The organism is Roseateles depolymerans (assembly GCF_003387155.1).
Lineage (GTDB): Bacteria > Pseudomonadota > Gammaproteobacteria > Burkholderiales > Burkholderiaceae_C > Roseateles > Roseateles depolymerans.
Window position 1 is genome coordinate 289717 of sequence record NZ_QUMT01000004.1, and the last position, 13901, is coordinate 303617.

The following is a 13901-nucleotide window of genomic DNA, read 5'->3' on the forward strand; positions in this document are numbered from 1 at the left end:
CCGGTTGCAATGCAGCCCGTTTCCGGGGACGAAAAACAGGGTTTGCCCTGACAGGCATAGGTGAAACCGCTTTCAGAATTTTCCGATCCTCATCCCCCGGGAAATGTCATGACACTGCCAATCCGCCTTCGCTCTCACCTTCTCATTGCAGCGCTCGCCCTGTGCGGTGTCGCCGGCAGTGCGCTCGCCCAGACCAAGGTCGTGGGCTACATCCCGTCCTACAAGGGGCTGAGAGCCGTTGCGGACCGCACCGATCTGAGCAAGCTCACCCACATCAACATCGCCTTCGCGAATCCCTCCGCCAATGGGAGCTTCCTCAGCGGCGGGAATCCCACTTGTATGGAATCGGCGACCGGGGGTGACATCAGCTATGTCGTGCAGAAGGCCCATGCTGCGGGCGTGAAGGTACTGGTGTCGCTGGCCGGCGGCGTGATCCCTGGCTGTTCGGGCAACTGGCAGACGCTGCTGCAGCCCGGCAACCGCGGCAACCTCGTCAACAACCTGGCTCAATTCGTCAACACCTTCGGACTGGACGGCGTGGACGTGGACCTGGAAGGCGCCCTACTGACCGCCATCGACAAGGCCGGCAACTACACCCCCTTCATCCAGAACCTGCGCAGCGCCCTGCCCGGGAAGCTGGTCACGGCGGCGACTGCTACGTATGAAGGCGGCATGGTGCCGGTGTCCTCGTTGCCGCATTTCGACTTCGTCACGCTGATGTCCTACGACGCCGTCGGACCCAGCTGGGGCAGCGTCGGCACGGAGCATTCGTCCTACGCCATGGCACAAAGCCACATTGCCACCTGGCAGGCGCGGGGACTGCCCAAGGAGAAGCTGGTGCTGGGCGTGCCCTTCTACGGCTATGGCTTCAACGGCTATGCCGCGGACTACGGCTTCAATGACATCGTGGCGCAGTTCGGCGCTTCCGCCGCGCAGAAGGACCTGATCGGTACGCTGTGCGCGTCCTGTGGCTACATCACCTATAACGGCATCCCGACCATCAAGGCCAAGACACGGCTCGCACTGCAACAGGGCTCGGGCGTGATGATCTGGGAGCTGTCGCAGGACGGCACCGGCGCCAACAGCCTGCTCGCGGCAATCCGCTCCGAGATCGGCACACCACCGCCGTCCGGCAGCTCGCGGTTGATCGAAGCTGAGAGCTTCACCAACCAGAGCGGCGTGCAGACCGAAGCCTGCGTGGAAGGCGGCTCCAATGTCGGCTGGATCGATGCGGGCGACTGGATGGTCTACGGCAACGTCAACTTCCCGAGCAGCGGCTCCTACAAGGTGGAATACCGCGTGGCCAGCCCCAGCGGCTCGAAGCTGTCGCTGGACCTCAATGCCGGCTCCATTCAACTGGGTCAGGTCACCATTCCGGCCACTGGCGGCTGGCAGAACTGGACCACGGTCTCGCACACCGTGAATGTGACTGCGGGCACCTACCCCCTGGGCGTCTACGCCCCCGCGGGCGGCTGGAATCTGAACTGGGTGCGCATCACCAAGCTCTGACGCGCTCGGGCACAGGGCGCCGGTGTGGCGTCGGTCGTACGACGCCAACGGCCAAGCGTGGTGGAACACGGCACAGGGTACGGGCCGGGGGCGGCACTCAGCCCCCGAACCGAAACTCCGGATACAAGCTCATCCCCCCATCCACAAACAGCGTCGTGCCCACGACATAGTCCGCCGCATCACTGGCCAGCCAGACGGCGGCCTGCGCCACGTCGCGCACATCACCCACGCGTCCATACGGGATCATGGTGAGCAGCTTCTCGCGGGCCTTCGGGTCCTGTGTCGCGTCCTCGTTGATGGCGGTGGCAATGGCGCCTGGTGCGATCGCATTGACGCGGATGCGCTCGCCGGCCACCTCCTGCGCCAGCGTGCGCATGAACAGATCTACGCCGCCCTTGGACGCCGCATAGTTGGCATGCCCGGCCCACGGGATCACCTGATGCACCGAGCTCATGTGGATGATCTTGCCCAGCGCACGACCGGCCACCGGTGCCCGGCCCTGTTTGCGGAACTGCTGCACCGCTGCGCGTGCGCACAGGAACTGGCCGGTGAGGTTGGTGTTGATCACCGCGTTCCACTGGTCCAGCGTCATCTCCCCGATGGGCGCGTCCCGCTGCACGCCGGAATTGGCCACGAGGATGTCCACCCGGCCGAAGGCCTTCACCGCTTCGTCGAACAGCCGCTGCACATCCGCCTCATCGCCCACGTCCGCTTTCACGGCCAGCGCCTGTCCGCCCGCCTCACGGATCTTGTCCACCAGCGCCTGCGCGGGTTCCGCCTGCGAGTGGTAGTTCACCACCACCGAGGCACCGGCCTGCGCCATCGCCTCGGCAATCGCATGACCAATGCCGGAACTGGCGCCCGTGACCAGCGCCACCTGCTGTTTCAAGACATGTTCACGGTCCATGGAAGTCTCCAGACAATTGCGTTGAGGAAAAAGACGATCCGCGCCTTGCGCTTTCACCAGCTGGGTTTGCGCCCGTCGATGGCGCGGTCCAGCGCATAGGCGGCGCTGATCAGCGCCAGATGGGTCAGCGCCTGCGGAAAGTTGCCCAGGTGCTCGCCGCCCAGGCCGATCTCTTCGGCGTACAGGCCTAGGTGATTGGCATAGGTCAGCAGCTTGTCGAAATACAGCCGCGCCTCATCCACCCGGCCGGCGCGGGCCAGGCATTCGACATACCAAAAGGAGCAGGCGGTGAAGGTGCCTTCCTGCCCTTTGAGTCCGTCCAGATTCGCAGCGCCGTCGTCGTCAGTCGTGGCGTAACGCGCCACCAGCCCATCGACCGCGAGCTCTCGGCCCACAGCATCCAGCGTGGACTGCCAGCGCGGGTCGCTGGAGCTGATGAACTTCACCATCGGCATCAGCAGCACCACCGCATCCAGTTGGTCCGCGCCGCGGTATTGGACGAAGGCCTGCTTGCCCTCATGCCAGAACTCATTGAGGATCTGCGATGCGATGGCGTCTCGGGTCTCCACCCACAGGGCCAGCGGTGCAGGCCGCGCATATCGACGGGACATGCGCAACGCCCGGTCCAGCGCCACCCAGCTCATCAGCCGCCCGGACAGGAAGTCCCGCCGTTGCCCGCGCATCTCCCAGATGCCGTCATCCGGCTGGTCCCAGTGCTCACACAACCAGTCGATGCGCTGGGCCAGCCGGGTCCAGATGTCGATGGACGGGGCCTCGCCATGCTTGTCGGCCAGGTACATGGCGTCCACCAGTTCCCCCACCACGTCCAGCTGCAGTTGGCCCGCGGCGGCATTGCCGATGCGCACCGGTCGTGAGCCCCGATAGCCGTCCAGGTGGGTCAGCTCGATCTCCTGCTCGCTCGCTCGGCCATCCACGGCGTACAGCACCTGCGGCAGGGCATCCATGTCCTGCTCGTCAGCGCGGTCCTTGGTCCAGTCGATGAAGCGCTGCGCCTCGTCGGTGTAGCCCAGCCGCATCAGCGCGTAGACGGTGAAGGCGGCATCGCGGATCCAGCAGTAGCGGTAGTCCCAGTTGCGCTCGCCGCCCACCTGCTCCGGCAGGCCGAAGGTGGCCGCACCGATGATGGCGCCGTGCTGGGCCGAGCTGAGCAGCTTCAGCGCCAGGGCCGACCGCTGCACCACCTCGCGCCAGCGTCCGCGGTAGGCGGATTGCTGGCTCCAGCGCTCCCAGAACTTCACCGTCTCGGTGAACGAGGTCTGCAGAAAACCCTGCAGGTCATCGCCGCTGGGCTGCTCCTTCACGCATTCGAGCACGAAGCCGACCTCCTCCCCCGCCTTGAGCGCCAGCAACGCCTGGACAGCGCCGCCGTTCACCTGCAGCGGCACGGTGCTGCGCAGTTGCATCGGCGCGCCCTGGCCGTCCACTGTGAAGGTCGCGGTGTCGCCGCCCGCATCCAGCGCGGCGTGGCAATCCGCACGGGCATAGTCGAAACGCGGCTCGCAATGCACTTGCAGGCTCGCCTGGCCACGCACGCAGCGCACGCGCCGCACCAGCGCGCTGCGCGGGCCGTCCTCCCCGGCCGGCATGTAGTCGGTGACTTCCACCAGGCCGGTGGGCCCCATGTAGCGCGTCACCAGCACATTGGTGTCGGGCAGGTACATCTGGCGGCTGCGCATGTCCGAGCCCTCCGCCGGGCGGATCGAGAAATGTCCGCCACGCTGGTCGTCCAGCAACGACAGGAACACGCTCGGCGAGTCAAAGCGCGGGAAGCAGAAAAAATCGACCGTCCCGTCGCTGCACACCAGGGCGGTGGTGCGCAAGTTACCGATCACGCCATGGGATTCAATGTCCGGGTAGCTCATGAGGGGTGGGGAGAGGGAGCATGGATGCCTCCCTGGCATGCCACGAGCCTGCCCCCGTCTGGCGGGATGGGAAGGGCTGTCAGGCTTTTCCGGCGGGGAGTCGTTGGCCGCATGCCAAGGTTGCGGCATTTCAGAAAAGCCCCATCAAAGCCGCGTCAAAGCCGTGTCACGCCAGTAACGGCGCTTCCGGTCCGCCCCCGTGACGGCGCCTGCACAATCCAGCGCGCTTTCACTTCTCTGCTTCGCAATGTCCCGTCTCCCCGGTCTCGATCTGCTTCGCGCCCTCGCGGTGATCTGGGTGATGCTGTTCCACACCTTCCTGGTGGGCGGGCTGGGAGAGGACTTCAACTGGCTTTCCCGGTTTGGCTGGGCCGGCGTGGACATGTTCTTCGTGCTCAGCGGCTTTCTTATCGGCTGCCAGTGGCTCACGCCGCTGGCCCAAGGTCAGGCGCCGAGCTTCACGGCGTTTTATGCGCGGCGCGCTTGGCGAGTGCTGCCCGCCTTCCTGGTGGTGTTGGCCGTGTATGTCGCGGCGCCCACCTGGCGAGAAGCGCCGGGCATGCAGCCGTGGTGGCAGTTCGCCACCTTCACCGTCAACCTGCTCATCGATTACGGCAGCAACCAGGCCTTCTCTCATGCATGGTCGCTGTGCGTGGAGGAGCATTTCTATCTGGTGTTTCCAATGCTGGCCTTGGCGCTGTCCCGAGGTGCCACCCTCGGCCGGACGCTGAGTGTGTGCATCGCACTGGTTCTGGCGGGCATCGCGCTGCGCACCGGCATCTGGCTGCGCGATGATGCGGCCGACCCCGCTCGAGCCTGGTTCGTGGAAGACCTGTACTACCCGACCTGGACGCGACTGGACGGCCTGCTGGCCGGTGTGGGGCTGGCCCTGGTCAAGGTGTGGCGGCCGACGTGGTGGGCCGCCCTTCTCAAGCGCGGCTCTCAGATCCTGCTGCTGGGCCTGGCGCTGGTGGCCGCCGCCCTGTGCCTGTTTCGCGACCGCACCGGTCTGGCGGCCAACTCGGTGGGCTGGCCGCTGCTGTCGATGGGCATGGCGGCACTGGTCGTCGCCGGCGCAAGTCCGCGCAGCTGGATCGGCCGGTGGCCCCTGCCCGGCATCGGCTGGATCGCCACCATCTCCTACACCCTTTATCTGAGCCACAAGCTGGTGATGCATGCGGTGGCGCAGGCCTTGCCGCCTTCGTTCACCGGCGTTCCGCGCTTTTGCGTCTTCGCACTGGCCATCCTCGCGGTGGGTGCAGCGCTTCACTTTCTCGTCGAGCGCCCTGGCCTGCAATGGCGGGATCGGCAAGGCCGGCGCGGGCGGGGGTGGATACCTGCCTGAACCGCGTGCCGGCGCACGCCACGCACAGCCGCGCCCTGGCGTGATCTTGTTTTCCATAACGGCGTCCGTTAGCGCGCTGGGCGCTTCAGCGAGGCGCCAAACCGGGCGATAACAAGGGCTGGTCCATCCGCCCCAGGCCGCCCTGACCGGCGACCGTGAAATCCGCCATGAAGCTCCGCACCCGCATCCTCCTGCTCTGCCTGGCCGCCCTCCTGGGCATGGTGGTTCTTGCAGCGGTCTCGCTGACCACGCTGCGCCAGACCATGATGAAAGAACGGGTCGCCCAGCTCTCCACGCTGGTGGTCCTGGCGCAGTCGGCCCTGGAGAAACTCCACGAGCAGGAAACCGCCGGCAAGCTCACCCGCGAGGAAGCCCAGAAGCAGGGCAAGCTGATCATCAGCAGCTTCCGCAAGGACGAGCTCTATTTCTTCGTGCGCGGCTACAGCGACGACGTGAACCTGGTCCACCCCAATCCCAAGCGCGTCGGCATCGTGGACGCCAAGGGCGGCAAGGAAGCCGGCGTGCGGTATCGGACGGCGCTGGAAGGCAAGGCTGTCGGCACCGTCATCGCCCTGGGTACCCGGCCAGGCACCAAGGACGAGGTCGAGAAGCTCTATGCGGTGGTGCACTTCAAGCCCTGGGACTGGATCGTCGGCTTTGGCGACTACATCGACGACATCGACAAGGCGTTCTGGCGCACTGCCGCCGTCATGCTGTCCATTGGCGTGGCGCTGATGGCCGTAGTGGCCGTGCTGGGCTGGCGACTGGCCACCCGCACCTATCGTCAGCTGGGCGGGGAACCCGGCTATGCCTCCGACATCGTGCGCCGCATCGGCGCCGGTGACCTGAATGTGAGCGTGGACCTTCGCGGCGCCCATGACGACAGCCTGCTCGCCGCCATGGACCGCATGCAGCGCAGCCTCAGCAAGACCGTCAGCCAGATCCGCGGCTCGACCGATACCATCGCCAGCGCCGCCGGTGAGATCGCCATGGGCAACCGCGACCTGTCCTCCCGCACCGAAGCGCAGGCCAGCGCCATCGAGCAGACTGCGGCGTCCATGGAACAGCTGACCGCCACCGTCAAGCAGAGCGCCGACAACGCCCGCCAGGCCAATCAGCTGGCGGTCTCGGCATCGGACATCGCGGTGCAGGGCGGCAAGGTGGTCGATGAGGTGGTGGCGACCATGGCGTCCATCAGCCAGTCGTCCAACAAGATCGTCGACATCATCGGCGTGATCGACGGCATCGCCTTCCAGACCAACATCCTGGCGCTGAATGCGGCGGTGGAAGCCGCGCGCGCCGGGGAGCAGGGTCGGGGCTTTGCCGTGGTCGCCTCGGAAGTGCGGACGCTGGCCCAGCGCAGCGCCACCGCGGCACGCGAGATCAAGACGCTGATCGGCGATTCCGTCGAGAAGGTGCAGGCCGGCGGGGCGCTGGTGTCCCAGGCCGGCGAGACCATGAACCGCATCGTTGGCAGCGTCAAACGCGTGACCGACATCGTGGGCGAAATCTCCAGCGCCAGCCAGGAACAGACGGCCGGCATCGAGCAGATCCATCAGGCCATTTCGCAGCTGGACCAGACCACGCAGCAGAATGCCGCGCTGGTGGAAGAGGCATCCGCCGCTGCCGAGTCGCTGGAACAGCAGTCCCAGGTGCTGGTCAACGCAGTGGGCGTGTTCTCATGAGGCCTCTCGCACCGCCGCCCAGGTCAGGCCCAGCTTCAGCAGGTATTTGCGCAGCCGGTCCGCATCGTTGACCACGGTGCGCTGGGTGCGCGATCGGTCAAACAGCTTGCGCCCGGCTTCCGACAAGGTGGCCGAGCTCCGGCAGACCTGCACCACCGCTTCCAGCTGGACGCGGTCGAACAGATCCAGCGCCGCGGCCACCTCGGGCGCCAGCAACGCGTCCAGGTCGATGCCCGACGCCGCCTCCGGCGCCTCGGCCGGCTGCCAGAGCCAGCGCAGGCGCTGGATTTCGGCGTCGACCAGGGCGGTGGAGATGCGTCCCCCATCGGCCAGTGTGGACAGCCGCGTCATGCTGGAGAGCAGGTCGCGAAAGTTGCCCCGCCACAGCGCTTCCGGCGAGCGCGCGAACTGCAGGTACTTCGCCTTGGCCTCCGCATTGAAACGCACCGCCCGGCCCGATTCCGCGCTGAAGCGTGCCAGCAGATGCTCGATGTTGGGCTCGATGTCCTCGCTGCGCTGGGCCAGGCCCGGCAGCGTGTAGGCCCACAGGTTGATCCGCGCGAACAGGTCTTCGCGGAAACGCCCTTGCGCCACATCCCGGCGCAGATCGCGATTCGTGCCGGCAATCAGCTGGAAGTCGCTGGTGACCTCGCGGTCGCTGCCCATCGGGAAGAAGCGCTTTTCCTCCACCGCCTTGAGCAGCATCGCCTGCTCGTCCAGGCCCAGCTCGCCGATCTCATCGAGAAACAGCACGCCCTCGTGTGCGGTCCGCAGCAGGCCGGCCCGGTCCGCCGCCGCACCGGTGAAGGCGCCCTTCTTGTGTCCGAACAAGGTGGACGCGGCGCTGTCTCCCCGCAAGGTGGCGCAGTTCACCTCCACGAATTCCCCGCGCACCTGATGACGCGAGCGCTTGAGCTCGAACATGCGCCGGGCCAGATGCGACTTGCCCGCGCCGGTCGGCCCGGTCAGCAGGATCGGCGCCTGCGAGCGGATGGCCACCCGTTCGATTTCCTCGATCAGCGCGTTGAAGCGTTGGTTGCGGGTGGCCACGCCGCTTTTGAGGAAGTCCAGGGCTTCGTCGTGGGCGCGGTTGAACCGCTGGGCCAGCACGTCGTAGCGGGAGAGGTCCAGGTCGATCAGGGTGTAGCTGCCCGGGTCTCCGTGGCGCTGCCGCCGCGGCGGCGAGGTCTGCAGCAGCACACCCGGAATGAAGCGCGACTCGACCATCAGGAACATGCAGATCTGCGCCACATGCGTGCCGGTGGTGATGTGGGTCCAGTAGTCCTCGCTGGCGGGGTCGAAGCGGTAGCTGCGGGCCCAGTCGTAGAGCGCCGCATACATCTGGCCGAAGTCCCAGGGGTTCTCCATGTCCATCGGGATCAGGTTCACCTGGGTGTCGGGCGACACATTGGCCAGGTCCTTCACCACTTGCTCGGCCAGCGCCAGATGCTTGGAGGCATGCAGCAGCTCGATGCGGTCGATGGCCAGGTCCTCATACTGACCCAGGGACACGGTGGGGCGCCATTTCGTCCAGCGGCCAGGCCCCATGCCTGCATCCAGCTGGGAACCGAGAAACCCGATGACGACCTTCTTTTTCTGCATAGCGGCTCAGCCATTGTGACTAGCGGCGAGTCTAGCCTGCACTTTGTCAGCAGACCTGCGGCGACCCGGGCGCACTGTGCAGATTCCCAGTGGCCCCCCGCTACAATCCGTCGCCCGCAGCTTGCCCGGCCGTGGACCTCCCCCAACATGGATTGCCTGGATTGGCCGCAGTGAACGATCGGAACGCTTGGCAGAGCGCCTGGACGCCGCCCGGGCCGCCGGACGGCCAGCCGGCAGCGACCGCACAGGCCCTGCTCGGGCTGGCCAAGGCGCTGATCGGCGATGCGCCGGTCACCGAGGCCGAACTGCAGCTGCTGCAGACCGTGCCGGCCTGCGACGACGCAGCGCAGCTCACCGCCCTCACCCAGGACATCCGCGCCGGCCAGGACCCGCTGGGCGCGCTGTTTTGCCGGCTGTTCCATGCCACCACCCGCCGGCCGGAAGGCCAGACCTTCACGCCCGAACCGGTGGTGCGCGGCATGGTGAACTGGGCGCTGCGCCAGGGTCGCCCGGTGACGCGCCTGGTGGACCCGGGGGCCGGCTCCGGCCGCTACACGCTGGCCGGTCTGCGCGCCTTCCCTGACGCCGAGGCCGTGGCGGTCGAGAAAGATCCGCTTGTGGCGCTGCTGCTGCGCGCCAACCTGGCCGCCGCCGGGCTGTCGCACCGGGCGACGGTGCTGGTCGGGGACTACCGGGAGCTGTCGCTGGCACCCAGCGCCGGACCGACCCTTTTCATCGGCAATCCGCCCTATGTGCGGCATCACGACATCAGCCCGGGCTGGAAGACCTGGTATGCCTACTGCCTGGCCCATGCAGGCCTGAAGGGCAGTCAACTGGCCGGGCTGCATCTGCACTTCTTTCTCAAGACGCGGCAGCTCGTGGCGCCAGGGGACTTTGGTGTGTTCGTCACTGCCGCCGAGTGGATGGATGTGAATTACGGTCAGGCCCTGCGGGACATGCTGACCGATGGCCTGGGCGGCACCGAGATCTACGGGGTGGCGCCCGAGCTGCAGGTGTTCGAGGACGCGATGGTGTCCGCCGCCATCACCTGCTTTGCGCCCGGCCCCTCCACCGGTGGAACGCCAGGCACGACCCACCGCCCGAGCGGGGCTGCCGCAGCGGCTCTTCCGGCGCCAGCACCCCTGCGCTTTCAGTCCATCCAGGCCCCCGAGGAATTGCTGACCCTGCCGCCGGGCCGTGAGGTCGCGCGCGAGACCGCCCGCCAGGAGCGCAAGTGGTCGATGCTGCTGCGCGGAGGACGACCACCGCGTCAGCCCGGGCAGATGGAGCTGGGCGAGCTGTTCCAGGTCTCACGCGGGCAGGTCACGGGCTTGAATCGGGTGTGGGTGCATTCGTCCGCCGCTCCCGCGCTGCCCGAGGCCTACCTGGTCCCTGCGATCACGGATGCCGCCGACATCTCAACCGCCCCTGGTCAGGAGATCCGCAGCCTGGACCGCCTGCGCCGGGTGGTCTGCCTCCCGCGCGACCCGGCGCCGCTGCCAGCGGCCCACCGACGCGCGATCGACACCTTCCTGGAATGGGCCCGCGAGCAGGGCGCACAGGACGGCTACATCGCCCGTCACCGCAAGCCGTGGTGGCATGTGCATCTGCGGGAACCGGCGCCCATCGTCATGACCTACATGGGGCGGCGTCCGCCCGCCTTTGCGCTGAACGCCGCCGGCGCGCGGCTGATCAACGTCGCGCATGGGCTCTATCCCCGTCAGCCGCTGACCGACGCGCAGTTGCGGCGCCTGGTGCAGTGGCTCAATGCAAATGTGAGCATCGAGGCCGGCCGGGTCTATGCCGGCGGCCTCACCAAATTCGAACCGTCCGAGGCCATGCGCATCCTGCTGCCGCGCGACTTGCTGGAGTGACGCGCGTCATGGCTCAACCTTCGATCACTGCACGTGCGCTGCCGGAGCGGGCGTCCCTGGAACAGATCCAGGACGACTGCCGCCAGGCCCGCGCGGAATTCCGCAGCCGTCGGCTGCTGGATCCGCTGAAGGATTACAACGGCGTCTATCCCGAGGCGGTGGATGCGGCGGCTTTTGTCATCGATGCGCTGGGGTGCCTGTTGGTCGGCCCGGGTGTGCAGCGGGGAGCGAGTGCGAGTGCGAGTGCGAGTGCGGGTGCGGGTGCGAGTGCGGGTGCCGTCTCCGGCGTCACGATGGATCTCTTCGACGACCTGCCTGCCGATGCGCCCGTCCCCTCGGACGAGCCCGCTGGCGCAGACGCCGAACTGCTGGCCAGCATCGTGAGCCACAAGCTGCAGTTCCAGGCGCTTCGTGCCCTGGCCGCACCGCCGATCTCCGAGGACGACCTGGACACGCTGCTCGACGCCCGCGTCAACAAGACCGCCGTGCGCCGCAACTCCGCACTGGCTGACGAGATCGGACGCCTGCTGCTGGCCGCCCTGGATCCGCATCGATTCCCCTGGGTGCTGCAAGGCCGGCCGCCCACCGAGGTGGAGCGCTACACCGCCATCATGGCCACTGCCGTGCTCATCAGCATGAACACGGTCTACACCCGTCGCCGCAGCGATGAGCGTGACCAGCTCGAAGGTCGCCTGGAGCAGTTGCTCGTGGACAAGGGCTACACCCGCGCGCCCGCCCCCCGGGGCGGCATCGCCGACGTCGGCATGCTGCCACCCCGCGGCGTCTTCATGCGGCAGTGCAAGCTGGGCAAGCACAACGCCGACCTGGTGGTGATGCTGTGGGACGGCCGTCTGCTGGCCGTGGAGTGCAAGGCCTCCAACAGCACGGTCAACGGCGAGAAGCGGCTGAACAAGGAAGTGGTGGCCGATGCGGGCGACTGGTATGACCAGTTCGGCCGATCCAACCTGGTGGCGGCCGCGCTGCGGGGCGTGTTCAAGCCGGCCAAGGTGCGGGAAGCGCAGGAGCAGGGCGTCTACCTGTTCTGGTGGCACCGCATCGACGCGCTGGCTGACTTCCTGGACCGCGCGCGCTGAGTGGGCGCTGAGCGGACGCTGAGTGGGCTGCGTCCTGGCGCGTTATCGAGTCGCCCTGTCGAGCCACCTTATCGAGCCACCTTCGCCGCCCGGCTGGCCAGCACGATGCCGGCCAGCACCAGCGCGCTGCCCGCCAGGAAGGCCGGTGTCAGCGATTCCTTCAGCAGCCACGCCCCCAGCAACACCCCCAGCATTGGCGTGAGGAAGGAAAACACGCCGAGCCGGGAGGCCAGATACTTCCTCATCAGCCAGAACCAGGTCAGGAAGCTGGCAAACGAGACCACCACGCTGTGAAAGCCCAGGTGCGCCCAGACTTGCAGCGTCGGCTCGAAGTGCGCCTGCCCGGTGATCCATACCGCCGGCAGCAACCACACGACCGCGCCCAGCAGCTGATAGAGCAGGGTCTCGGTCGCAGGGGCCTGGCTGAGCGAGGTGCTGCGGATGGTGATGGTGGTGGCCCCCCAGGCGGCGCCGCCCAGCAGCGCGAGCGCGTCGCCCAGCAGGCTGCTGCTGGTGGACGGGCCCGCCGAGGGGCCGGTGCCGTGTCCGCCCAGGAACGCCAGCGCGGTGCCGCCAAAGGCCAGCGCCACACCCACCCACTGGCCACGCACCAGTCGCTCTTCCGGACGCAGCAGATGCAGGCCCAGCACGGCAAACAGCGGGGCGGTGTAGAGAAACACAACCACATGAGCGGCAGCGGTCAGACGCAGCGCTTCGGCCACCAGCAGGAACTCGATGGCGAACAGCGTGCCGACCGCCGCCCCGGCGCCAAAGCGCGGTCGCTCCAGCCGCTCGCCCCGCCATGCCATCAGGCCTGCCAGCAGCACGGCCGCCACCAGGGAGCGAAGCGCCACCATCAGCATCGGGCTGATCTGGTCGGAGATGGCCTTGAGCGAGATCTGCTGCAAGGCCCAGGTGAAGCACAGCAGCGTCATCACGGCCACGGCCCGGGCGTCCAGGGCGCCGGGCAGGCGGACCGGGGAGCCAGAGACTGCCGTCTGGCCCGCCCCCAATGGACTCGGGGCGGAAACGTTGGAAGGCGAGAGAGAACCCATGATGGGCCGGACTGTGCGCCAGCCCGAGCATGGTGACAAGCGCATAATTTGCCGACCTTCCATTCGATTCTCGAATCCATGCAGGACCTGCAGACTGACTGGCTCAAGTGCTTCGTGGCGGTGGTCGATGCCGGATCCCTGACGGCTGCGGGCCCCGAGCTGCACCGGTCCCAGTCCGCGGTGAGCATGCAGCTCAAGAAGCTGGAGGCTGCGGTCGGCTGCCGCCTGCTGGAGCGTGGCACCCGGCAGCTGCAGCTCACGGACGATGGCCAGACCCTGCTCGGATACGCCCGTCGCCTGCTGGACCTGCAGGCCGAGGCGCAGGCCGCCCTGCAGGGGGAAGCCCTGTCCGGCCTCATTCGTCTCGGCGTGCCCGACGACTACGCCGCACGCTACATGACCCCGGTGCTCAAGCGCTTTGCGCCGCGCCACGGCGGGGTGGAAATCCAGCTGGACTGCGAGCAGTCCACCCGGCTCATACCGCGGGTGGCCAGTGGGGACCTGGACCTGGCGCTGATCTCCCGCGACCATGCACGGCGCGGCACGCTGCTCTTTCATGAACCGATGGTGTGGGTCGGCTCGCCACAGTTCGACATCTGGCAGCGCACGCCGCTGCCGATTGCGGTCTACGAGCCCGAAAGCCTGGGCCGACGCAGTGCGCTGCAGTCGCTGGCCGTGCAGGGCCGGCCCTACAAGGTGGTCTACAACAGCTCCAGCCTCGCCGGCCAGATCGCCGCGGTGGAAAGCGGCCTGGCGGTGGCGGTGCTGACGCAGTGCAGCGCACCGCCGCATCTGCAGATTCTGGGCGCGGCGCAGGGGCTGGGCCCGCTGGCGCCGATGGAAGTGGCGGTCTATCGCAGCACCGCGTCCAAGGGGTCGAAGGCGGTGGACCGGTTGCACCGCATGCTGGTGCAGACGCTGCGTCAGGCGGTGTGAGGGAGGGGGTC

The 13901-nt window shown here is 67.5% G+C and carries 9 protein-coding genes and 1 pseudogene; 6 read left to right on the forward strand and 4 right to left on the reverse strand.

The window, feature by feature from the left end; translation table 11 throughout:
• The first annotated feature begins 108 nt into the window (after window positions 1-108).
• Window positions 109-1509: a carbohydrate-binding protein gene (locus DES44_RS20165; RefSeq protein WP_058933162.1), complete on the forward strand. Its 1401-nt coding sequence runs from the start codon at window positions 109-111 to the stop codon at window positions 1507-1509.
• A gap of 97 nt (window positions 1510-1606) precedes the next feature.
• Here the strand turns inward: DES44_RS20165 and DES44_RS20170 are convergent, their stop codons facing one another.
• Together DES44_RS20170 and DES44_RS20175 are read right to left on the reverse strand one after the other, a co-directional pair.
• Complete coding sequence (locus DES44_RS20170; protein WP_058933163.1) at window positions 1607-2416, reverse strand: SDR family oxidoreductase; 810 nt, start codon at window positions 2414-2416, stop codon at window positions 1607-1609.
• Between the two features lie 53 nt (window positions 2417-2469).
• Window positions 2470-4299, reverse strand: coding sequence for a glycoside hydrolase family 15 protein (locus tag DES44_RS20175; RefSeq protein ID WP_058933164.1), 1830 nt, complete (start codon window positions 4297-4299; stop codon window positions 2470-2472).
• A gap of 247 nt (window positions 4300-4546) precedes the next feature.
• Here DES44_RS20175 and DES44_RS20180 point away from each other — a divergent pair, with 247 nt between their 5' ends.
• Both DES44_RS20180 and DES44_RS20185 read left to right on the forward strand, forming a co-directional pair.
• Window positions 4547-5644, forward strand: a complete 1098-nt coding sequence (locus tag DES44_RS20180; RefSeq protein ID WP_058933165.1) for an acyltransferase family protein — start codon at window positions 4547-4549, stop codon at window positions 5642-5644.
• Window positions 5645-5811: 167 nt separating this feature from the next.
• Window positions 5812-7329: a methyl-accepting chemotaxis protein gene (locus DES44_RS20185; RefSeq protein WP_058933166.1), complete on the forward strand. Its 1518-nt coding sequence runs from the start codon at window positions 5812-5814 to the stop codon at window positions 7327-7329.
• Window positions 7330-7392: 63 nt separating this feature from the next.
• Here the strand turns inward: DES44_RS20185 and rtcR are convergent.
• Window positions 7393-8931 (reverse strand): annotated as a pseudogene (gene rtcR, locus DES44_RS20190) (RNA repair transcriptional activator RtcR); the annotation flags it as partial.
• 170 nt (window positions 8932-9101) lie between these two features.
• On the opposite strand from rtcR, the gene DES44_RS20195 reads away from it, so the two are divergent.
• Window positions 9102-10805 (forward strand): class I SAM-dependent methyltransferase, encoded by a 1704-nt coding sequence (locus tag DES44_RS20195; protein WP_232309890.1) that lies wholly within the window; start codon window positions 9102-9104, stop codon window positions 10803-10805.
• Between the two features lie 8 nt (window positions 10806-10813).
• Window positions 10814-11899, forward strand: coding sequence for a XamI family restriction endonuclease (locus DES44_RS20200; protein ID WP_058933169.1), 1086 nt, complete (start codon window positions 10814-10816; stop codon window positions 11897-11899).
• A 68-nt stretch (window positions 11900-11967) separates the two neighbouring features.
• Here the strand turns inward: DES44_RS20200 and DES44_RS20205 are convergent, their stop codons facing one another.
• Window positions 11968-12834, reverse strand: coding sequence for a DMT family transporter (locus tag DES44_RS20205; protein ID WP_058937086.1), 867 nt, complete (start codon window positions 12832-12834; stop codon window positions 11968-11970).
• 198 nt (window positions 12835-13032) lie between these two features.
• Between DES44_RS20205 and DES44_RS20210 the strand changes: the two genes are divergently transcribed.
• Entirely contained in the window at window positions 13033-13890 is an 858-nt protein-coding gene (locus tag DES44_RS20210; protein ID WP_058933170.1) for a LysR family transcriptional regulator, read from the forward strand.
• Window positions 13891-13901: the final 11 nt, after the last annotated feature.

Bases quoted from the DNA above. Each gene is read 5' to 3' on its own strand.
- DES44_RS20210 (WP_058933170.1), top strand. From the start codon at position 13,033: ATGCAGGACCTGCAGACTGACTGGCTCAAGTGCTTCGTGGCGGTGGTC.
- DES44_RS20205 (WP_058937086.1), bottom strand. From the start codon at position 12,834: ATGACGCTGCTGTGCTTCACCTGGGCCTTGCAGCAGATCTCGCTCAAG.
- DES44_RS20185 (WP_058933166.1), top strand. From the start codon at position 5,812: ATGAAGCTCCGCACCCGCATCCTCCTGCTCTGCCTGGCCGCCCTCCTG.
- DES44_RS20165 (WP_058933162.1), top strand. From the start codon at position 109: ATGACACTGCCAATCCGCCTTCGCTCTCACCTTCTCATTGCAGCGCTC.
- DES44_RS20200 (WP_058933169.1), top strand. From the start codon at position 10,814: ATGGCTCAACCTTCGATCACTGCACGTGCGCTGCCGGAGCGGGCGTCC.
- DES44_RS20170 (WP_058933163.1), bottom strand. From the start codon at position 2,416: ATGGACCGTGAACATGTCTTGAAACAGCAGGTGGCGCTGGTCACGGGC.
- DES44_RS20175 (WP_058933164.1), bottom strand. From the start codon at position 4,299: ATGAGCTACCCGGACATTGAATCCCATGGCGTGATCGGTAACTTGCGC.
- DES44_RS20180 (WP_058933165.1), top strand. From the start codon at position 4,547: ATGTCCCGTCTCCCCGGTCTCGATCTGCTTCGCGCCCTCGCGGTGATC.